Genomic DNA, 21,997 nt, shown 5'->3' on the forward strand with positions numbered 1-21,997 from the left:
CAACGGGCCGACTGCGTCAGCGCGGCCGTTTCGTGCGCCCGCCCGTCGTCGGATGGCGAACACACTTCACGCGGCGCCGGGCGCGCCGCGAGGCATCGAGCGACTACGCGGGCGTCGTATCAGGCCAGGCCCGGCGACGATTCATCGCGGAATTCGCAGAACAACTCGCGCCGATCGGCGAGCACCTCGATCTGCTCCGGCGTCAATCCGGCGACGATCGATGCGACTTCGTCGGACATGCCCAGCTGCTGTTTCGCGACTTCGCGATCCGCATGCAGCAGGCGCTGCGCGAGCGTCAGGTATGAACGGTTGAATTCAGCGATTGCGTCGAAGACGTCGTCCTGTTCGGCCATGATCGTTCCTGTTATTGTCGGCCGGCCGTCGGATTCGGCAAGCCACGGGGCGCATGTTCCCGACGCCCGGCATTCTCGACCGAATACTGTATGTGACGTATGCACCGCTGAACGGACAAAGCATAGATGTAATCCGCCAAATCGCGATGTTTGGCGACTGGCGCGATTGCCGCAATCGCCGCGATTACCGCCCGCACGGAATGGGGTCTACGGGGACGGAACCGGCGCGGCTGGCCTGGCCTGCGTCAGGCGCTCGACGAGCGCCTCGAGCTCCGCCGGCTTCAGCGCAATGATCAACGACGCAATCTCATTCGAGATGCCGAGCTCGCGCGCAGCCACGTCGCAATCGATCTTCAGCATCTGCTGCATCAGTTCCAGGTAGGCCGGATCCAGCGCTTCCAATGCGCGGCAAATGTCGCCTTGCTCCATCATCGCGCCCTCCCGATAACACGCCCGTGATGTCGATGGATCGGCATTCCGACGCGTCGGCAGATGCCGTTCCGGTGTGCGGATGCAAGCCGCGCTTCGACGCGGCTGCCGTCGAATGAATACCATTTCAAAATAGTTCGTTGTGCAATTCGTGATGTCGTGATCGGCCTGTCCGATTCGCCCAGGATTCAGTCGTCGTTTCAATCCGGAACGCCCATAGGATTTGTGCAACTGCACACGCTCGACGCAATGCGACTGCGCGGTGTGCAACGTCGATTGTCTGGGCGCCCGGACGCCGCATCGGAAACCGGCGTGGTCCGCTCTTCACTCCGAAATCATGGAAATATCGCTATGTTGAAAGTGACGAAAGCCGTCTTTCCGGTCGCCGGCCTGGGCACGCGGTTCCTGCCCGCCACCAAGGCGAGCCCCAAGGAAATGTTGCCGGTCGTGGACAAGCCGTTGATCCAGTATGCCGTCGAAGAGGCGATCGAAGCGGGCATCACCGAGATGATCTTCGTGACCGGGCGCAGCAAGCGCGCGATCGAAGATCACTTCGACAAGTCGTACGAGATCGAGGCCGAACTCGAGGCACGCGGCAAGGAGAAGCTGCTGTCGCTCGTGCGCAGCATCAAGCCGAGCCACGTCGACTGCTTCTACGTTCGCCAGGCCGAAGCGCTCGGGCTCGGTCACGCCGTCCTGTGCGCGGAGAAGCTCGTCGGCGACAACCCGTTCGCCGTGATTCTCGCCGACGACCTGCTCGACGGCCCGACGCCCGTTCTGCGCCAGATGATCGACGTATTCGACCACTATCATGCGTCGGTCATCGGCGTCGAGGAGATCGCGCCGGCGGATTCGAAGTCCTATGGCGTGATCGACGGCAAGCGCTGGGAAGACGATCTCTTCAAGCTGTCGGGGATCGTCGAGAAGCCCGAACCGGCGCAGGCGCCGTCGAATTTCGGCGTCGTGGGCCGTTATGTGCTGAAGCCGAAGATCTTCAAGCATCTGCGCGGACTCAAGCCGGGCGCGGGCGGTGAACTGCAGCTGACCGACGCGATCCAGTCGCTGCTCACCGATGAACAGGTGCTCGCGTACCGCTACGACGGCACGCGCTTCGACTGCGGCAGCAAGCTCGGCTACCTGAAGGCGACGGTCGAATTTGCGTTGCGGCATCCGGAGGTCGCGGCGGATTTCGAACGGTATCTGCTCGCGCGGATGTCGGAGCAGCTGGTCGTCTGACGCCGGTCGCGCGCCGCGGACCGCGGCGCATCGTGCGACCGATCTTTCACGCCACGTGCCGCGGACATTGCGGCGTCGCGCAGCGAGGACCGCACATGTGGACCGCCATCGGCAACCTCGGTGACGCTGCGCTGACGCTCCCGCTCGCCGCCGTGTGTTTCGCGTGGCTCACGCGCTCGTTGTACGGCTGGCGCATTGCGCTGTCGTGGGCCACGCTGCTCGCCGCGGCGATGTTGCTCGTCGGCGTCACGAAGATACTTCATGCGGGATGCGGCGTGCAGATTCGCGCGGTGCACTTCCGCGCGATCAGCGGGCATGCCCTGCTCGCTGCGGCCGTGTGGCCGATGGCGTGCCTGCTGATGCTGCACGACGGCTGGAACACGCGTACGGTGCGCGCGCTGTTGCCGGGGCTCGCGCTTGCCGCGACGATCGCCGTGGCGCGCGCACGCGACGACGCACATACCGCGTCCGAAGTGATGGCCGGCTGGATGCTCGGTGTGCTCGTCACCGTCGTGCTACTGAAACGATGGACGGATGCACCGATCCTGCCGCCCGTATTGCGGCCGCTCGCGGTGGTGTCGGTATGCGCCGTGGCGGCGCTTGCGTATGGACGGCATGCGGCGATTCAGGATGCGATCGACGTGTATGCGCCGGTGGTTTGTGCAAGGGGGATGTGAGCGGGGGACGTGCGCGGAGGTTGCCGGGCTCGACATGCGACCGGCGATGCGCGACGACGCTTGTGGTGCTGCACGGTCGCGGCCGACGATTGGCGGCACCGATCAACATTCTGTCGGACTCGCACGATTGGCATTACCGACAATGAGTTCATCACGCACTGCACCATTTTCTATTTTCGCTGGGAGCCGATGAAGATCCTCGTCTACGGCATCAACTATGCGCCCGAGCTGACCGGCATCGGCAAGTACACCGCCGAGATGGCGGAAACGCTCGTCGAGAAAGGCCACACCGTGCGTGTCGTGTGCGCGCCGCCCTACTATCCCGAGTGGCGCGTCGCCAGCGGTTACTCGGCGCTGCGCTACTCGACCGAAGAGCGCGGCGGCGTCGCGCTCTGGCGTGCGCCGCTGTGGGTGCCGTCGCGACCGAGCGGCATGCGCCGCATCGCGCACCTGGCGAGCTTCGCGCTGTCGAGCTTTCCGATCATGCTGCGGCAGGCGCTGTGGCGGCCCGACGTCGTCGTGTGCATCGCGCCGAGCCTGCTCAATGCACCGGCCGGCTGGCTCGTCGCGCGCCTCACCGGCGCGCATGCGTGGATTCACATCCAGGACTACGAGGTCGATGCCGCATTCAGCCTCGGGATGCTGAAGGGATCGCTGCTCAAGCGTGCGGTGCTTGCGCTCGAACGTACGCTGCTGAAGCGGTTCGACACCGTATCGACGATCTCGGGGAAGATGATCGAACATGCGATGCGCAAGGGCATTCAGCCGCACAAGCTCGTCCATTTTGCGAACTGGGCCGACACGCATTCGATCTATCCGCTCAAGCGGCCGAGCGAATTGCGGACCTCGCTGTACATCTCTCCCACCGCGACGATCGTGCTCTATTCGGGCAACATGGGTGCGAAGCAAGGGCTCGATATCCTGGCCGACGCGGCGCAACGACTCGTGATGCGAGACGACGTCGTGTTCGTCTTCTGCGGCAACGGGCCGGCGCGTGCGGAGCTTCTGATGCGCTGCGGCGGCCTCAGGAACTGCCGCTTTCTCGAGCTGCAACCGATCAGCCGGCTGAACGAGCTGCTGAATCTCGCCGACATCCATGTGCTGCCCCAGCGCGCCGACGCTGCTGATCTCGTGATGCCGTCGAAGCTGACCGGCATGTTCGCCAGCGGGCGGGCCGTGATCGCGATGGCGAGCCCCGGCACCGAGTTGCATGACGTTGTTGCGCCGCGCGGGATCGTGGTTCCGCCGGGCGATGCCGAAACGCTTGCGTCGTCGATCGACGCGCTCGCCGCGAATGCGGCCGAACGCGCCCGACTGGGGCAGGCCGGGCGCAAATTCGCCGAGGCCGTGCTTTCGCGCGACGCGGTGTTGAGCGCATTCGATGCCAAGTTGCACGCATTGCGTCCCGCGCCGTCCGACGCCGAAGTCCCCGGCGCACGGCATCCGGATTTCTGAAACTGCATTCGACTCTTCTCCATACCGCAACATGAAGATCACCATCATCGGTACCGGCTACGTAGGCCTCGTCACTGGCGCTTGCCTCGCCGAAATCGGCAACGACGTGTTTTGCGTCGACGTCGACCAACGCAAGATCGACATCCTGAACGGCGGCGGCGTACCGATTCACGAGCCGGGCCTGAAGGAGCTGATCGATCGCAATCGCGCGAGCGGCCGGCTGCAGTTCTCGACCGATATCGAAGCGAGCGTCGCGCACGGCGACATCCAGTTCATCGCCGTCGGTACGCCGCCCGACGAGGACGGTTCCGCCGATCTGCAATACGTGCTCGCCGCTGCGCGCAACATCGGGCGCTACATGACCGGCGCGAAGGTGGTGGTCGACAAGTCGACCGTGCCGGTGGGCACCGCGCTGCACGTGCGCGATGCAATCGCGACCGAGCTCGCGCGGCGCGGCGTGCGCCATGAATTCTCGGTCGTGTCGAATCCGGAGTTTTTGAAGGAAGGTGCGGCCGTCGACGATTTCATGCGCCCGGACCGCATCGTGATCGGCACCGATTCCGATGAAGCCGGCGAGCGTGCGCGCGAACAGATGAAGCGGCTGTATGCGCCGTTCAACCGCAATCATGAGCGGACGCGCTATATGGACGTGCGCTCGGCCGAGTTCACCAAGTATGCGGCGAACGCGATGCTTGCGACGCGCATCTCGTTCATGAACGAGCTGGCGAATCTGGCCGATCGCGTCGGCGCGGATATCGAGGCCGTGCGGCGCGGCATCGGTTCGGATCCGCGGATCGGTTACGACTTCCTGTATGCCGGCGTCGGCTACGGCGGATCGTGTTTTCCGAAGGACGTGCGTGCACTGGTGCAGACCGCTGCCGAATACGGTCAGTCGCTGCGGATTCTGGAAGCCGTCGAAGCGGTCAACGATGCGCAGAAGAAGGTGCTGCTCGAGAAGATTTCGGAGCGGTTCGGGGAAGATCTGTCGGGGCTCACGTTCGGGCTGTGGGGGCTGGCGTTCAAGCCCAATACCGACGACATGCGCGAAGCGCCGAGCCGCGATCTGATCGCCGGGCTGCTGAAGCGTGGTGCGAGCGTTCGCGCTTACGATCCGGTTGCGACGGAGGAAGCGCGGCGTGTGCTCGCGCTCGATCTTGGCGACGATCCTGGGGCGCATGCGCGGCTTCAGTTCGTTGCGACGTCGGAAGAGGCTGCGGCCGGCGCCGACGCGCTGGTGATCGTTACCGAGTGGAAGGTGTTCAAGAGCCCGAATTTCGCAGCGCTGGTGGAACTGCTGAATGAGCCGGTGATCTTCGATGGGCGGAATCTTTATGAGCCGGAGGCGATGGGGGAGTTGGGGGTTGAGTATTACAGTATTGGGCGGCCCCACTCGGTGCGAACTAGTAAATCGGTCAGAACCTTGAAGGCGGCAAGAGGCTGAGCGAACAATCGTTCGAGGGGGGCGATACCACCGCGGCTCTAAACCAATTTCGTGTCGTTATGAAACGACGATTGATTAAGCCCGACTCGACCCCCGCCCTTTCGCTGGGCCCTGAATCATCGACGTCAAAATACAACCGGGTCGAATTACGCCAAGAGCCGGATATCCTGTTGCCGAGAAGATCGACGTACGTACGAAATGGCGTGTCGCTTCTCTAGCGACAGGGCGACGTACATTCACACGGACACTATTTTATGAAGGTCAGCATCGCAGTGTGCGGTCGGTTTCACTTCCACAACTATATAGAAAAATTGGACCGGGCCGGCATTCTAGATACGTTTTATTATTCTCACAGAATCAACAATTCCGCGTTTTCGCTATCGCGGGGCCGAGCCGTCAATATCTGGCCAAAGGAATACGCCGTCCGGGCGCATGCGAAATTTCTGAAGAACAGATTCAGTGATCTGCTCTATCCTGCGTATCACGATTTGTGGCAGCTCGGCGCCAGATCAAAGTGGCGCCCCGTTCAATTGCTGCACGTCATGGCACATGGCACATCAAGACAGCTCGTCCAGAAAGCCAAACGGGAAGGCTCGATCGCTATAGGTGAAGTTGTCAATACGCACCCGATCTACCGCGAAAGAATCCTCGCGACCGAAGAAGCAAATCGTGGGCTACCCCGCTCCAAAACGATCAACCGCCAACAACAAAGACTGATCGAAGAACTTGCGATGTACGACTACTTACTCGCACCTTCGTCAATTGTGCGGGACTCGCTCATTCAACAAGGGACACCTTCCGATATCATCCATGTGATCCCGTACGCCGCCAATGTGAAGCGATTTTATCCGCTAGGACAACGCCAAAAACCGAAAGACCGCCTCAACATATTGTGCGTAGGCCAAATCAACCTACGCAAAGGCCAGCTTTATCTTCTTGAGGCTGTTAAAAAACTCAATAGCAATTTCTTTCATGTCACACTGATCGGCAAAGTCGACCCACAAATTGAATCATTGCTGGCCCCCTATCGGCACCTCTTTACACATATCCCCCGCGTCGACAACGCCGAGCTCAATAAGCATTACAACTCAGCCGATCTTTTCGTGCTTCCCTCTCTGGAAGAAGGGCTGGCGGTAGTTCTATGTGAGGCGTTGGCGGCCGGACTTCCCATCATCGCGACGCATGAGTCTGGCGCCTCCGAAATCATCGAACATGGGCGCAGTGGGACCATCATTCATGCTGGGTCCGCCGCAGAATTGGCGAACTCCATAAATGAAATAGCCAGTTTCCCGGAAAAACTCGAACGATTCTCCGTGGAGGCTATTTCCGCAGCGGCGCGAACGCACAACTGGGACCAGTATGTCGACAAACTGGTAGAAGTGTATGCAGATGCCTACACTAGAAAATGAGCATAGTCGGAGAGTTTCTCATCGCCCAAATCACATTATCCAATATTCACGATAAATTTATACGTCGAGGATGCCGATTTCACGTAAATTTTATAATTTAAAAATATTACAACAAACTTAAAAATCACCAGGGTGAGCGATATATAGGGCCACCGAGATAAACGCTACTGCGCACACCAACTGGAAACGATCGCCTTGTGCCATACAATTCGGACGTCGCAACGGTCGAGATACCATCGAACGATTGTCTATTATGCAAGTGTGCACCCTTATCGCGCCACCCCGCCGCCGTAGCTATGCCCGATGAAGGCCCATTACCACGCACCGTAGATTGACCCGACAGCAACCCCTCTTGTGGTGTCGGCTTGTAGTCCTTGAAGTCGTCCGCAATTCCTTGCCCGTTGAATTCACTGCCCAGATTAGAGTAATATCGCTCGGTGTATTCTTTCGGCCCGCCCAAAAATCGGGTTATAGACGTTCCTGGTGAACTGGTGACTCTACGAGTTTGATCACCCTTCGCGAAACCACTTTCCTTCCGCCCCCCAGCACCGCTCTCGGTTTCCTCATACGCAGATGTGAGGCCTCGGTTCAAAGTAACCTCACTTCTCGCCGCCATCGAGTGATCGATTTGGCGCGGCATTTTCTTCACACCGATATTCTGCGCGGTAGCGGTCGAAATATGCACCAGCAAAATTACCAACGGAATGGCCGCCCGTGTATATATTGCTTTCATATCAGATCAATAGGAATTTTTTATAGATGCTACCGAGGACGCCAGTGTCCTTCGCCATAGTCTTTCAAAGCATGCACGACAGGCGCCCTATCTATCCGACATTATTGACGCGTTATCGGCCACTATCGAACGTGTCGTATTCGGCTGCGACACGTCGTGCGTCACGAAACTTTGTACCGTCGGATGTTTGGATTAGTTTTCGTCGGCCGCTTCAGATACCGTGCTGCTCCTATGCGAGACAGCGGCAATGGCAGAAGGCGCAAGATCGGACTCCGGCGAGTGACACATAGCAATGACAATGCAACTCCCGCCGCGCTAAGCCGAACCGGTGGGATAGCTATCAACACGGTCTCGACGGGGTTCTGACCGGAGCGCATGGTGCCGTAGCGATACCCATCAATCCGCAGACGTTCGATCTCCCGTCAGAGGGGCGGCGACTTCGGCACGCTTAGTTCCAACGAGTTCTACCGAAAATGACCGCCGGCCGGCGCCCTATATCAATCGGACCGAGACAGGGAAATATGTGCCGCTCGGTTTGCTTTCGTATTGATTACACTGCATCATAAGATGCAGCGCAAATGTCTCAATTCGGCAAGGTCGACCCCAATAGTCTGATTCGATCAACTTAATGGCAGCTACCACTCCTCAATCTGACCTAAGATACCCAGCGCTCATCGCTGCAACCGACCGCCTTGCTTGTATCTACCGCAGCACATGCTCGACAATTCAGGCTTCGCATGGTCGGGGGCGTCGAAATGCTTTGTGTGAGCGCAGTGCTCATGGTCGTCGCATTCTTTCAGAAACAAACACCGACCGTTATTTTTGTCACTGGATACGATTATCTAGTGATATAACACGCGCTGCATAGGATGTGCGCTACGTTCCACTTTGCTTCTGCTTCGGACCGTGGACGTAACCATGGCGTCCATCTTAAAGTGTGGTCATCGTTCTCTTGCGTTCGAGCACCCCATTCAAACACCAATCAACTCGACTCACCCCATTCGAAGCCGCTCACGCGTCCGGCGCTCGTCACATTATATGCATCTGAGTCAGGACGAGCTCGAAATGTTTGCAAGTCGACCCAAACAAACATTATTTTGGAGAGTCTTATGCGCAAAAGTCACTGCACCATATTAATCGCCACTACGCTGTCCTTTTTCTGCCTCGCCGACGTTGTACAGTGCGCAACATCATTGGCATTACATACGAGAGCTATGTCGGGGACTTCCGACATGCTCACGCCGCTGGCATTCGGCGCCAAAGCTGACGGAATCACCGATGACGTAGCCGCACTAAATAATATGTATACAGCTGCCCGTAGCAAAAAAACAAGCGTATTTCTCAGGGGCCGTCAATATCGAGTCACCGGGCAACTCGACGCTAGAGGTGTGTCAACTATCGGCGAAGGTGCGATCATCAAATTCGATTTGAGCAACACTAAAAGCCCAAATGCATTCATCTGGGGCGGCTCGGACACGTTCGTTACGGAAACGAGCTTTGATCTGTCTAATACTGGCCGGGATGCAATGCTAGGAATCACTAACTCGGCCGCAGGCGCGTCAAATCAAAGATTCTATCGAAATCATATCGTGTGCCGCACGAGAATTACCTCACAATCTCAATCTAACATCTATGGCCTCTGGATCACCGGGACGGGGCTGAGTGGTTTCTATGTCGAGGACAATCAGATCGAGGGTTGCAGCTATGGAATACAATTCAATGTGCAAGACGGCATAACTAGAAATGTTCGCACTCGGGCGGCAGGCAAACCTATTTCGCACGTTCACATTACCGGAAATTCTTTGATCGACGCAACAATTGGGGTTAACACACCGCACGCAGACGTTTCAGATGTCGTTATTGACGGAAATACAATCACTCCAAATACTCTAAAACTAGATTTGCCACTTAATATCGCACACGCCACCAAAATAACCATCAGCAATAATTCGGTGACATCGAATGCCAATAGCTCAAATGGAACACTTCATATCGAAGACTGTAGCGGAGCAGTAACGATCAGCGGAAACAATGTAGCAGCCCAAGGTCGAAACAATGGCATCCAAATCGGCATAAAACCCAACATCAGCCACGACTCCGCTCCCACTACAAGGATTGTGGTGACAGGAAACCACATCGAAGGTGTAGTCGACACTCCTGAAACCATAGGCATTCTTCTACCAGATGCCGTCACGATCGATACGACCATCTCTGGAAATTACATCGCTCACTTCTCTCAATGCATAAACTCTGTCGGCCCGTCCAATATTTCCAGCAACACCCTCATAGGCTGCATCGAACCGACAAAGTCTCAAAAGAGTTTAATTTTTAACAACATGATCAAAAACTGACGTCCCGCGCTGCATATGTTTCGAAAGCGCAAGACGCTCGAATTCCTTGCGCTGCCTTTGTTCCACTATGCTCGGGACCACCACCATCGCGAGAATGTATGTCATACCAGCCCCCGCTATTGGCTGAGAAATAAGTGCCGTCACAAACAATGGAAAGCAAGTTATAACCTTTTTACCGAAAATCCGATCACCAGGACGCGCACCGGAAATCAATATAGATTGAATCAAAAATCCTATTATCCCGATTGATGAAATTGACGCGATTAGGCAAATAGCATTCCCAGCCCGAGTACCGCTGTACACGCCTGTACCGAAACCGTCCGTCATAATCGAGTCAATCCCACGACTAATTGCTTCGGATCTTTCGGTTACCGAAGCACTATGTTGATCCATTTTATCCGACAACCCAATAGCCGGAGCAAATAGGAGCACACCAATTGCCGCAACTCCCACTGCAATCGCGATCGAAAATCTGATCATATTCGCACGTCGGCGCGCTATGTACACCAACCCTCCCGTCAGCGGAAGCAACAACAGGCCAAGTGTAGAAAGAGATAGCAATGCACCCGCCATGAGCCCAATAGTCACGAACCTCGATCTCCGGGTAAAACGCTCGTATGCGAATAGAAAAATAGAAATCGCCTGATAAATCCCAGCCTCACGAAAGAAATTACTAAACCTATTTAACTGAATATCGCCCGTCGTATAGAGACTGTACAGCATCGAAAATGGGAAGTAAACCGCTCCGGTTTGCATGCCATCGACTACCGCCGGACTCGACTCATAGCCCTGAATTTGAATAGGGAACAAATATAACGCGTTCAATCCAGTAATCAAAGATAATGTCATTGTGACCATTCCAGACCAACCCAACAGGCCGACAACCGTTGAAAATATTCTGAAAAACTCTCTATTTTCATCGCGCCGCACCAGGAAAGCAGAATAACAACCCACAATGACTATTGTAGACACAAACTCCTTTGCTAGCAGTATCTCGTCGGACCCCCTTAAAATGCCCAACGGAAATTCGTACGCCCAATACAAGAGAACAAGGGCGATCACAAATCCGAAATCGAGACCCACCCTATTTTCAATAATACCGGACCTCTTCTCTGCCATAAAAAAATATAGAACCACCAATATCAAACCAAGCACCATTGCCACCGAGACATATTGCTGACCTAGTGCGGCCGGCCTCATCAAAAACGTATTCAACACGAGAGCCCCGGCAAACATTGATACTAGTTTAGGTTTCTTCATGGGATTGATCCGAGTCTCGGGATTGTTGCATCATTCTATGAGCTGCCAATTTGACGGTCAATAAAGCAAGCTAGCTCAAATCCGCCAAGATGGGGAAATACGCCAGCTGTGTATTGAAAATAGATCAGGTGTGTTGCGAGACGATTGGCGACGAACATCTCGATGTTGATAATATGCTTGCGCCGGTCCAGGACGATCGAAGCGAAGCCGCACAAGACCATGGGGTCCTAACACACACGAGACCGTACAAGTTCGCGCGCGGTACTGGCGCATTTCGCATTCTGGCCATCCAGTTGGGCCAATTACCACAGGATCTCTATAGAAACGCATACGTGGTCCCTGCCGATACGGATCTCTTTACTACCGGGAAGGCGGCATGGCAGCCAACCGCGCAACCTACGTCACCTGCGAATCGGCGTTGCCCACCGCCTCTCGGACTCGGCGCATCACAACCGCTCCCCTCCCTGGACCACCCAGTCCGGCCGCCCTGCTTCACCGAGCATCCAGCGATACACTGCGGCCATTCTTTGCGACACGCTGCTCCATACGAAACGCTGCTCGACCAGCGAACGTCCTCGTTCCCCGATCATGCTGAGTTCGTTGTCGCTCATTGAGCCAAAGGCAACCAGGAACCGCTTGATATCCTCAACATCCTCCCGAATCCGAAATGCCGCTGCCGCGTCGAACCCTTCCGGAAGATTACATGCATCGGTCAACGCACACGGCACACCCAACGACCACGCCTCGAGCGGAACCATAGGAAGGCCCTCGCTAAACGACGGCAGGATCAACCCGTGGCAGGCAGCGTATGTCTGTCGCTTCGCTTCTTCGAATTGTGGTCCAACGAACCGAACACGATAATCTGCCGCTCGGGTTTCGACGATTCTCTGTAGGTGATCAATATAGGACTGATCACCCCAGCCGCCGACAATGAGCTCGAGACCCGGACCGAGCTTGTTTTCTTGAAACATCGACTTCCAGGCGGACAGGAGGTTGTCCAAACCCTTTTTGGGATGCAGCCTGCCGAAGTACAACAATAGCCGTTTTCCTTCATAGCTACCGTTCCACCAAGGCGGTCTCGATTGAACCTCAGTCACCGGCATATCGACGCCGTTCGGGATGATCGCGATCGGTTGTTTGAATCCGGCGTCGCGAATTCCCCTGGCTTCTTCAAGGCTCAATGCATGGAAGCACGTTGCACCGGACAAGTGCGCGCGCTCGTAGCCAGCCAATGCAATCCACTTTTTGATGCGGGATCGACGAAGTATCCAACGATCCAACATGCCATGCGGCGAAATTAAATACGGCTTCCGATGCTTGCGGTGCCACGCGACCACGTCAGAAGACGGATGCATCCAGATGCCGTGCGTGTGAACGAGCGCTACGTCCGACTTCAACAATGCACGGCGCATTGCGGGGGAGTAGCCGATCGATTTCGGCCCCACCGCCTTCGCGGTTGTTACACGGACAGCCCCCCAGGCGTGACGGTCTTCCTGCGTATACGCATCTTCCAATCCGAAGACATGCGGTTCAATTCCGCTCTCGGGTAATCGCAATACGAGCCCGCTTACCGCGTCTAGCAATCCGCCGGCATTGCGCGATATCGATGGCGTTACGACGGCGATGCTATGAACGAGCGCGCCGGTACTGTACTGTCCAAATATAAGCTCGTTGTTTCCCACAGATACCTTCCTTCGATAATTGCCACACCGCAGGAGCAACTAAATCGCCATCATTGCCGTTCAGCGCGACACCCGTCGCCTGACCGGCCGGCAAGGACTCCCGACGCAAACCATTCCCTCTGGTAAATCGGAGAACACCGAACTACGGGCGCCCACCAATGCGCCCCGGCCGATGGTCACCCCGGGCGCCACAAACACGTCCGCCGCAATCCACGCTTGCTCTTCAACGCGAATCGATCGGCCGCGAATGGCGAAGTCCACGCGCGTTGGGTCGTGATCCCCTCCGCACAGATACGATCGCTGAGAGATCACGGCATTTGCACCGATTTCGATCGGCGCGAGGCTGTATAGCACCGCATCGTCTCCAACCCAACTATGATCACCGAGGACAACTTTCCATGGATAGGTCACCGTTACAGTCGGTCGGATCAACACACCTCTTCCAATGCGCGCACCAAACAACCGCAATAAGAATCGACGCCAGCCATACATGAACTGCGGCGAGGCGTGGAACAGGGTTTTCTGACAAATCCACCAAAGCTGGACGACTGCTGCGCTACGTCCGCGAAATCCGACCGGTACCGAGAAGGTACTCAAGTCTTGATATTGTCGATTTACATTACGACGCGCAGCGGATAAGTCATCGATCTCTGAATTCATTTATTAACCACATTGTCTACAATTTGCGCCAGCCTTTCGCCCAAAGTGGGAGAGTTCAATTGGCGATATTTCGAGAAAGCACGTTTCCCGATCTTGCGTATAACGGCCGGGGGCAAGTCCCACACCGACCGCAATACAGCCGCTAATGCCTCTACTCCGCCATCGCGGGCATACAGGAACCCCGTTTCGAACGGCGACACATACTCCGGCTCTGGTCCCATATGCATATGGAGCTGATCGTGTATCAACGGGGGGAGGCTCAGGCCGAACATATGCACGACACTCAGCCCAGCGGCACCCGGATAGCAGCCGATCCGGCAGGCTCTACTAATGTTTGCAATTTCGGAGTCATCATATACCGCACCATGCCAAATCACATGAGCACGGCCGGCGTACGCTTGCTGCATACTCCCACGCAGTTCCCCATCACCGATAATATGAAGAACAATCTTATGGCCTTCGCTTACCAGTGATTCGACTGCGCGAATCAATATTTCGACATTGCACCCATCTCGCAATCGCCCAACAAACAATATCCCTGGTTCGCCGCCAGTTTTCTCGGAAGGATTTATTGTTGTTTCAACCAACAATGAGTTGTGCGCCGCATCCAGATTTTTTTTGCGGCAACCAATACGTTCCAATGATTTTCTTGACGATTCTCCATAGCAAACATATCGCGAGGACATGGCGACGACTGCGCGATAACTGATCGAACGGAAAAACCCTGGCTTCGGATAACGATATAGCCCTTGCCCATGGACCACAATGGGAACGCGCATCAACCGGCCCAGGGCGAGCGACAACCACAACGAAACATAGGTTACATCCGCGAAAATGAACACCGCGGCAGGCCGTTCAAATAAAATGCGCGAGGCGATGCCGTGCTGAAATTTCGCGCGAGTTCGGGGGATCGTTGTAATCGGCGTCTCAACGAACTCGTCGCACGATGGGTATTCCGATGAAAATCCATGTGATTCGACCCCACGCATATTTGCGAATACTTTCACATTAAAGCGCTGCCGGAGCGATGAGATCACTTCAAATCTATATCGCGCAATTAATGGTTGAACGTAAAACACGGTACGCTTCGTGGCCAACGGTTTGGCCGATTTCGCACCCTTGACGCGAGAATTCCATGCCTCTCGATTCACCACGTTGCCACCCTTGGTTGTTATTCCAGCGACACATCGCGTTGCAAAACATCGAACTTCCAGTTTTGCGAGTCACTGATTGCATTAATAACATTGCGTCCAAACGCCTCCGGCGTATGAGCCTTCGCGAACGCAAATAGTCGTCCCCCGCCTCTCATGGCTTGCGCACTTTTCCTGAGACGGCTCCAGTTGTAGCACTCGCGACCTTTTTCCGTCGTTACGAAATCGCTCCAGCGCACACCGAGCATATATCTTTCTCGATAGTGCTCGATCAAGCCATAACCCGCCGTGACAACCGGCACCCCCGCTTGTGCCGATTGAATGAGTACACCACTCATTCCACTGAAATTTTCATAGCAGAGCCAAACCACATCCGCGCAAGCAAAGGCTTGCCCCTCCTCTATTTGGGTGACGAACCGGTCAACGACCACCAAGCAATTCCTCCGCTCTGGCCGCCGATCGAGGAAATCGCGGATCATATTTTTTGCGTCCGCGCTTTGTGCACCCATCATTAGCAAGCGGAAATTCGGCGGCAGATCATGCGAATCGAACAGCTTCAGCAATTTCGCGAGTCCCTTACGTGGGCTCACCGAGCCGTACAGCAAGATCACAAAGTCATCGGCCGTAAACCCGAGACTGACACGAGCCGCCCCTCGTGGCGCCGGCCGCTGAATGAACGACACGTCTGGGACATAGCGCACCCGCTCTCCGGCGTGCCCGATCGCCTTCTTTGCGAAATCCGCGAGCGGCTCATCGATCGAGGTAAGCACCGCGAGGTTTCGGGTCTTAAGGGTGCGACGAAACAGGAACTCATTCACGATGTCACGCTTACCAGCGCCCGGGCCCAAAATCCCGCACGACCTATGGTGGAATTTAGCCGCCATCACCATCCCGCCAAACGGCGTCGACCCAAACGGCGACCCAAACCAGCTAATTACCTTGTCGATATTGTTGAAGAACGGCACATAGGCAAAATCAACACGCTGGCGTCGCGATACATCGCGATAGCCAGCGCGGAATGCTTTCAGCCATCGATATTGTGAACGAACCAGCCCGATGCGACCGGCGCCTCCGCTCGCGGGGAGATCTGGCATCGTAGCCACCTTCAATCTACCGGCGAACTCCGACAGAACCGCTCTGCACGCGTCGTGCAGCAGGGCCTCATTTGTGGTCAACAGTATTACGTCGACGCCGCGCAACAATGCTTCGGCAACAATCAGTCTCACATAGAGAATCATGCGATGACCGGTCGCATCTGGTTCGACGATCATCAACGTCGTCATTGGCCTCCCCTGCGCTTCAAATTCAAAGTGGCATCGGTGAAATGATTCGTCTGCGCAACATGAATATGGCGCCAACGAGAAATTTACGATATTCCTAGTCCAAATTCATGCCGGCAATATAAAACTGGAGCGCAATTTACGCATTGGCAATATAATTGAGAGCACAGTCAACAAACCCAGCAATATAATTCGGTATGGATGGTTGGGCAAAACATATCCGAACAATGCAACGGCTGTGGATATAGAAAAACCAATTGTAGCGATTGGCCTCAATTGCCTGATTTCGTTACTCGCATCGACAATCAACTCTCGAAGCATTATTGCGCAGCAAACGTAGACCGAAACTGCAGATGCCAATGCGACACCAATCGCGCCAATCAACGGCACCGCGATCGCAGAAAGCGCCGCCAACACGATCAACTGCGCCAGGGTAGCAATCGCGACACGGCTCGGCCGTCCGGTGCCACGAAGGTATGCATTCAACATCCCGGCAAGCACGCTCGCCACCATTAGATAGACAAATATTCTGAAAAATGGTACCGCCGCGCTCCACTTGCTCCCGAGGGCAAGATCGACAATTTCGGGGGCCGCCACACAGAAGTAGGTAGCGAGCACGAGCCCAATTGCGCCGAGATGACTGAATAAGGCGAGGGCATATCTCACGGCGTGCTGCTTGTCCTTTCTTGCGAGCTCCGCAAAATTCGGGAACAGATACTGGTTCAACGCGGTGCCGAAATCGGCCACACCGATTTGTGCCAGCCGACTGGTCGTCTGATACAAACCAAGAGCTTGTGCGCCAAATGTCTTGACGATGATGAGCCGATCAAGTTGATTCACGACCATAATCAGCAGACTGGACGCCCAAATCCATCGGCCGAATCCCATGACGCCCCCAAGCGGCGACGTGTCGAAATTCAGTCGCGGGCGGGATGAAAAAATCACATGCGATGCGACCGCTTTTAGAAATTCCGACACCGGCATCGCCGCCAGCACCCAAAACACGTCGTGATAGGCAAGTGCCGCAACGGAGGACATCGCGAAATCGGCCACGACGAACCCCATCGTCAGCATCGACACCGTCCGGAACCTTCTTTCGCGCTGAGCTATCGCAACCCGCATGCTGGTCATGCACCGTGCGAACGGCACCAGCGCGACGAGCTGCAGCAGCGTCTTGCTTTCCGGGATACCCATGAATTTTGCGACTGGCGCCGCACTTGCGAACAACACCGCCGAAAGCAGTGCCCCGCGTATGGCATTTGCCGTCCACAACGCATCAAGGCCACGCTGATCCAACACCTGGCGCTGCTGGATCAGCGCATGTGTGAGCCCCATCTCCGTCAGAGACTCCGCAATCGATAACGCCATCAAAGCGGCGGCGATCAACCCAATCGATTCGGGACCCAACAGTCGCGCCAATAGAAAAAACTTGAACGCGACCAGCAGGCGCGATACGCCTTGCTGAACAAATACCCACGTCGCACTACTCTCGTCGAATCGCATCGTCTGTCGTCGCCACTCAAACCTTATATCCGCTCGGCCACAGCTACATCATGGCGCTGGAGGAATTCCTGATACGTCGACGCCAACCCTTCACGCAACCCGATCTTTGCGCGCCAGCCGAGCTGCGCGAGCAGGCCGACGTCGAGCAATTTCTGAGGGGTGCCATCCGGCTTCGTGGTATCGAACTCGATACGTCCATTGAACCCAACCGCCTGCATCGCCTCGCGGGCGAGTTCTTCGATCGTGACGTCCGAACCGCATCCGACGTTGTACAAGCCCGACTCCAAACCGACCTCGAGAGCGAAGATCGTCGCATCAGCCATATCGTCCACATGCAGGAACTCGCGCCGCACGCGGCCGGTTCCCCATACGGTCAGGCTCTCGCGCCCCTCGACCTTTGCTTCGTGAGCCTTACGGAGCAGAGCAGGCAACACATGACTCGTCCGCAGATCGTAGTTGTCGTTCGGCCCATAAAGGTTCGTCGGCATCAGCGAAATGTATCGCGTCCCGTACTGTCGGTTATACGATTCGCAAAGCTTGATACCCGCGATCTTCGCGATAGCGTAGGGCTCATTGGTCTTTTCCAGCGGGCCACTCAACAGGTACGCTTCCTTGATCGGCTGCGGGCAGTCGCGCGGATAGATGCACGATGAGCCGAGAAACACCAGACGCTGCACCCCTGATCGATACGCGGCATGAATGACGTTCGCCTCGATCATCAGGTTCAGGTACAGAAAGTCCGCCGGATAGGTATCGTTAGCCAAAATGCCGCCAACCTTTGCGGCGGCCAGCACGACGACCTCGATTGCCTCTTTCCGGAAAAACTCCTCGACGGCGTTCTGATTCGTCAGATCCAGTTCCGAACGCCCGCGCGTGACGACATTGACATACCCCCTCGCGTCGAGATTCCGTACGACTGCCGAACCGACCATTCCACGGTGACCGGCGACGAAGATTCGAGTGTTCTTGTTCATGGCGCTCACTCGTTGTATTCGAACGTCTTGAAACCCGCGAGAGTCACGAGGGCGTCGCGCTTCGCCACCTGATAGTCCGCGCGTACCATTTCGGTGACCAGCGACTCAAACGATGTCGTCGGCTTCCAGCCCAGCTTTTCATGTGCCTTGGTGGGGTCGCCCAACAGCGTCTCGACCTCGGTCGGGCGGAAATAGCGCGGATCGACACGCACGATCACGGCGCCGGGCTTCACTTTTGCCTCCGAGCCTTCCACCTTGTCGACGATGCCGACCTCGTCAACGCCTTCGCCGTCGAATCTCACGGTAATACCGAGCTCGGCAGCCGCCTGCTTGACGAAGTCCCGCACGCTGTACTGAACCCCCGTCGCGATAACGAAGTCTTCAGGTTGCTCTTGCTGCAGCATCAGCCACTGCATCTCGACGTAATCGCGCGCGTGGCCCCAGTCGCGCAGCGCCGACATGTTCCCGAGGTAAAGGCAGTCCTGCAGGCCGGCGGCAATACGTGCGATGGCGCGCGTGATCTTGCGCGTCACGAAGGTCTCGCCACGCACCGGCGATTCATGATTGAACAGGATGCCGTTGCACGCGTAGATTCCATATGCCTCGCGGTAGTTGACGGTGATCCAGTACGCATACATCTTCGCGACCGCATACGGGCTGCGCGGGTAGAACGGCGTCGTCTCCTTCTGCGGAATCTCCTGCACGAGACCGTAAAGCTCCGACGTCGACGCCTGGTAAAAGCGCGTCTTTTTCTCTAGCCCGAGAATCCGGATGGCCTCCAGGATACGAAGCGCGCCGATACCGTCCGCGTTCGCCGTGTATTCCGGTTCCTCGAACGACACGGCAACGTGACTCTGCGCCGCGAGGTTGTAAATCTCGTCAGGCTGCACACGCTGGATGATGCGCACGAGGCTCGTCGAATCGGTCAGGTCGCCGTGATGGAGCACGAAGCGCCGGTCCGACACGTGGGGATCTTGATAGAGATGATCGATCCGGTCGGTATTGAACAGAGAGGCGCGGCGCTTGATGCCATGCACCTCGTAACCCTTGTTAAGCAGCAGCTCTGCGAGGTATGAGCCGTCCTGCCCCGTTACGCCGGTAATCAAAGCAACTTTACGATTCATGATTCGATGCTCCTAAATGGACGTGCCCTGTGTGTCGATTGCAAAAACACATTCGCGATGTTGTTCACTCTGAAACGCTTTCGTATCCGTAGTAACCGGAGTAATAGCTGCCGTAACCGAATCGATGCCGCGGTACGTCCGTCAGCAACGCCCCCTTCAGGGCTGCGCCGCCGCCGCGCAGGCGGTTCGCGCATTCGACGAGCTCCGCCCGCGGGTGCTGTCCATGCCGGACGACGAGCAGCGTCGCTCCCGCATATCGGCCGATCACCGTGGAGTCGGTGACGGCAAGCACCGGCGGCGTGTCGATGATCACGACGTCGTAGCGCCGCGACACTTCATCGAGAAGCCTCTTGAACTGGTCGCTCAGCAGTAGCTCTGCGGGATTCGGCGGCAGCGATCCCTTCGGAAGCAGGTCGACACCGGTGACGACGTCGCGCTGAATCGCGTCGTCGAGGTTGAATCCCGTGATGACGTCGGATAGGCCGGGTTGCTTGGACACGCCGAGATACGAATGAACGTTGCCGCGGCGCATGTCCGCATCGATCAGCAGTACGCGCGTACCGCTGCTCGCGATAACGGCCGACAGGTTCACGGACACGAACGACTTCCCGACATCCGGCCGAGGGCCGGTAATGACGATCACGTTATTGGTGGAATCGAGCAGGCCAAACTGCAACGCCGTTCTCAAGCTACGAATGCCCTCGGTAGCGAGATCCTCGGTCTCGAGCGCTGCCAGCACATGCGGGCCTGGCAGCCCTCGATCCATCGCCTGCTGCAGGTTGATCTGCGCCTGGCTATGAGGAATCGTGGCGTAGACCGGCAGATCGATCGCCTTCTCGATTTCATCGCTGTGCTTCAGCCCGCCAAACAACGCGTGCTTCGCAAACGCCGTCACGGTACCGATCACGAGCCCGAACAACGCGGCCAACACGATGATGAGCGGCCGTTTCGGCTTCACCGGCTCGTCGGCAGCCACTGCGAAGTCCACGACACGGACATTGCCGACCTGGCCTGCCTTGACGATGCGCAGCTGTTGCGCGTTATCGAGCAGACTGGTGTAAAGCTCCGTATTCACGCGCACGTCCCGCAACAGGCGCAATGCAGATTGCTCGGTATCCGGCAGCGTCAGCACGCGCTTGTTCAACTGCTCCTGCTGCGCATTGAGAGCCGCGATTTGCGCGGTCAGTGCCGCGACCGCCGGATGTTCGCCCGTGAAGCGTTGCGCCATCTCGACACGCTGCTGCTCGAGATCGACGAGCTTCGTCTTGCCTTCGACGATCTGCTGGAGCAGAAGACGGCTTTCCTCGGTCAGATCGACGGTGCCCTTCTGGTTGCGAAATGCGTTGTATCGGTCTTCCGACTGGTCCAGTTGCTTGCGCAACTGCGGCAATTGCTGTTCGAGGAACGCAAGCGTGTGTTCCGCCTCGGCCGATTTCCGGTCGATGTTCTGCTGGACGTACGTGGATGCGAGCGTATTGAGGATCGCTGCAGTGCGAACGCTGTCCGAGCCATCCAGAGATGCGCCGATCACACCGGATTGCTTCGTCTTTTCGGCAATGACGAGCGCGTCCTGCAGACGTTTGATGGTTGCCTGTGTCGACGCGCGGGTGAGAACGAAATCCGTGTTCGGCCGCGCGCGAAGACGCGCAACGACGAGTTCCACCGCGCCGTACTGATCCGCACCGCGTGCGAGCTGGCCGACGGTGCCCTTCAGGACGACATCGCCTTCCGGATTGACGAGCTCGTAATGGCTGTCGTCACGGGCAACGAGCTGATACTTGGCGTCATAGCGATCTTTCGGCACCTCGAACCGCGTGACTTCGATCTTCTCGCCGCCCCACGCGAAGCGCGTCATCCCGAACCATGGAGTCGCCAGTTTCTGGCTGCCCGCGATGCGCGCCGCCAAGCCTCCGATCACCGGAAAATAGCGCGGCTGCGCCGAGATATCGAGGTGCAATGCTTCGACTGTGTGACCGACCACGAGGCGCGATCGAATCAGCTCGATCTCCGCGTCGGCGGTCTGCTTCGTATCGAAGATCGAGGCAAGCTCGCCCAACGCGTTCTGCGTCGAGTTGGCACTGTCCTCGACCTGAATCATCACGTCGGCCCGATAGGCCGGCTTCGCGACGAACGCGTATACCGTGCCGAGCAGAAGGATGAATGCGGCAATCGCGAAGATGAGTCTCCAGTTCTCGGCGACGACAGCGACATAGTCGGACAGGTGAATCTCGTCACCGTCCTGCATGTCGACGATTCTCGATTTATTTACGGATTCCATA

18 protein-coding genes are annotated in these 21,997 nt (G+C 56.9%); 6 read left to right on the forward strand and 12 right to left on the reverse strand.

The window, feature by feature from the left end; all coding sequences use genetic code 11:
- Positions 1–119: 119 nt before the first annotated feature.
- Both MBR110_RS28330 and MBR110_RS28335 read right to left on the reverse strand, forming a co-directional pair.
- The gene (locus MBR110_RS28330) at positions 120–353 is read right to left on the reverse strand and encodes a flagellar transcriptional regulator FlhD (RefSeq protein WP_011880561.1); all 234 of its coding nucleotides are present in this window, start codon (positions 351–353) and stop codon (positions 120–122) included.
- A gap of 207 nt (positions 354–560) precedes the next feature.
- On the reverse strand, positions 561–785 hold the full coding sequence (locus tag MBR110_RS28335; RefSeq protein WP_011880562.1) for a flagellar transcriptional regulator FlhD: 225 nt from the start codon (positions 783–785) through the stop codon (positions 561–563).
- Positions 786–1,133: 348 nt separating this feature from the next.
- Between MBR110_RS28335 and galU the strand changes: the two genes are divergently transcribed.
- The 5 genes from galU to MBR110_RS28360 all read left to right on the forward strand — a co-directional run bounded on the left by galU (position 1,134) and on the right by MBR110_RS28360 (position 7,000).
- On the forward strand, positions 1,134–2,018 hold the full coding sequence (gene galU / locus MBR110_RS28340; RefSeq protein WP_011880563.1) for a UTP--glucose-1-phosphate uridylyltransferase GalU: 885 nt from the start codon (positions 1,134–1,136) through the stop codon (positions 2,016–2,018).
- Positions 2,019–2,113: 95 nt separating this feature from the next.
- Positions 2,114–2,695, forward strand: coding sequence for a phosphatase PAP2 family protein (locus MBR110_RS28345; RefSeq protein WP_011880564.1), 582 nt, complete (start codon positions 2,114–2,116; stop codon positions 2,693–2,695).
- 189 nt (positions 2,696–2,884) lie between these two features.
- On the forward strand, positions 2,885–4,150 hold the full coding sequence (locus MBR110_RS28350) for a glycosyltransferase WbuB (protein WP_181709578.1): 1,266 nt from the start codon (positions 2,885–2,887) through the stop codon (positions 4,148–4,150).
- A gap of 31 nt (positions 4,151–4,181) precedes the next feature.
- A complete protein-coding gene (locus tag MBR110_RS28355) occupies positions 4,182–5,591 on the forward strand; it encodes a UDP-glucose dehydrogenase family protein (RefSeq protein WP_181709579.1) in 1,410 nt (469 codons plus the stop codon).
- Between the two features lie 254 nt (positions 5,592–5,845).
- Positions 5,846–7,000, forward strand: coding sequence for a glycosyltransferase family 4 protein (locus tag MBR110_RS28360; protein WP_011880567.1), 1,155 nt, complete (start codon positions 5,846–5,848; stop codon positions 6,998–7,000).
- 124 nt (positions 7,001–7,124) lie between these two features.
- On the opposite strand, the gene MBR110_RS28365 is transcribed toward MBR110_RS28360, so the two are convergent.
- Positions 7,125–7,733, reverse strand: coding sequence for a hypothetical protein (locus MBR110_RS28365; RefSeq protein ID WP_155630329.1), 609 nt, complete (start codon positions 7,731–7,733; stop codon positions 7,125–7,127).
- 1,232 nt (positions 7,734–8,965) lie between these two features.
- Here MBR110_RS28365 and MBR110_RS28370 point away from each other — a divergent pair.
- Positions 8,966–10,084 carry a hypothetical protein gene (locus MBR110_RS28370; protein ID WP_146125901.1) on the forward strand — a complete coding sequence of 373 codons (1,119 nt, stop codon included), beginning with the start codon at positions 8,966–8,968 and terminating at the stop codon, positions 10,082–10,084.
- Here MBR110_RS28370 and MBR110_RS28375 read toward each other — a convergent pair.
- The 9 genes from MBR110_RS28375 to MBR110_RS28415 all read right to left on the reverse strand — a co-directional run bounded on the left by MBR110_RS28375 (position 10,055) and on the right by MBR110_RS28415 (position 21,996).
- On the reverse strand, positions 10,055–11,344 hold the full coding sequence (locus MBR110_RS28375; protein ID WP_011880571.1) for a hypothetical protein: 1,290 nt from the start codon (positions 11,342–11,344) through the stop codon (positions 10,055–10,057). The two genes, MBR110_RS28370 and MBR110_RS28375, sit on opposite strands and share 30 nt — an antisense overlap.
- Positions 11,345–11,790: 446 nt before the next feature.
- Complete coding sequence (locus tag MBR110_RS28380) at positions 11,791–13,026, reverse strand: glycosyltransferase (RefSeq protein ID WP_176025735.1); 1,236 nt, start codon at positions 13,024–13,026, stop codon at positions 11,791–11,793.
- A gap of 60 nt (positions 13,027–13,086) precedes the next feature.
- Positions 13,087–13,686: a putative colanic acid biosynthesis acetyltransferase gene (locus MBR110_RS28385; protein ID WP_081055549.1), complete on the reverse strand. Its 600-nt coding sequence runs from the start codon at positions 13,684–13,686 to the stop codon at positions 13,087–13,089.
- Positions 13,683–14,765 carry a glycosyltransferase family 4 protein gene (locus MBR110_RS28390; RefSeq protein WP_226103118.1) on the reverse strand — a complete coding sequence of 361 codons (1,083 nt, stop codon included), beginning with the start codon at positions 14,763–14,765 and terminating at the stop codon, positions 13,683–13,685. The genes MBR110_RS28385 and MBR110_RS28390 overlap by 4 nt, the downstream gene beginning before the upstream one ends.
- A gap of 92 nt (positions 14,766–14,857) precedes the next feature.
- Complete coding sequence (locus MBR110_RS28395; RefSeq protein WP_060081987.1) at positions 14,858–16,120, reverse strand: hypothetical protein; 1,263 nt, start codon at positions 16,118–16,120, stop codon at positions 14,858–14,860.
- A 105-nt stretch (positions 16,121–16,225) separates the two neighbouring features.
- Positions 16,226–17,620: an oligosaccharide flippase family protein gene (locus MBR110_RS28400; protein WP_175658122.1), complete on the reverse strand. Its 1,395-nt coding sequence runs from the start codon at positions 17,618–17,620 to the stop codon at positions 16,226–16,228.
- A 23-nt stretch (positions 17,621–17,643) separates the two neighbouring features.
- Positions 17,644–18,594 (reverse strand): GDP-L-fucose synthase family protein, encoded by a 951-nt coding sequence (locus MBR110_RS28405; protein ID WP_059474603.1) that lies wholly within the window; start codon positions 18,592–18,594, stop codon positions 17,644–17,646.
- 5 nt (positions 18,595–18,599) lie between these two features.
- Positions 18,600–19,718 carry a GDP-mannose 4,6-dehydratase gene (gmd, locus tag MBR110_RS28410; protein ID WP_011880578.1) on the reverse strand — a complete coding sequence of 373 codons (1,119 nt, stop codon included), beginning with the start codon at positions 19,716–19,718 and terminating at the stop codon, positions 18,600–18,602.
- 64 nt (positions 19,719–19,782) lie between these two features.
- Entirely contained in the window at positions 19,783–21,996 is a 2,214-nt protein-coding gene (locus MBR110_RS28415) for a polysaccharide biosynthesis tyrosine autokinase (protein ID WP_175992505.1), read from the reverse strand.
- Between the last annotated feature and the right edge of the window lies 1 nt (position 21,997).

It is taken from the genome of Burkholderia sp. MBR-1, assembly GCF_013822785.1.
Lineage (GTDB): Bacteria > Pseudomonadota > Gammaproteobacteria > Burkholderiales > Burkholderiaceae > Burkholderia > Burkholderia vietnamiensis.